1 pseudogene is annotated in these 301 nt (G+C 54.2%); it reads left to right on the forward strand.

Annotated features, from left to right (window positions below):
• Window positions 1-301: pseudogene (locus V6C16_RS15035) on the forward strand (IS110 family transposase); the annotation flags it as partial.

Consider the following 301-nt stretch of genomic DNA (forward strand, 5'->3'; position numbering starts at 1 on the left):
TCAACCAAACCAGGGGGCTGCTCGCCGAGTATGGTATCGTTATCCGGCAAGGTATTTGTGCCGTTCGCACCCAACTGCCAGCGCTCATCGCAGACGAGGAAAACGACCTCTCTACCCTTATGCGCCGGAATTTGGCTTCGCTTTATGAAGCCCTGTGTTTTCTCGATGAACGGGTCCTTGAACAGGACAAGATGCTTAAGGCCGTGGCCAAAGAAAATGAAGCTTGTCAACGCCTGATGCAGGTGCCTGGCATCGGTATCATGACCGCCACTATCCTGCTGACTATTGCCGGTGTGGCCTC

The organism is Desulfovibrio sp. 1188_IL3213, assembly GCF_036763145.1.
GTDB lineage: Bacteria > Desulfobacterota > Desulfovibrionia > Desulfovibrionales > Desulfovibrionaceae > Desulfovibrio.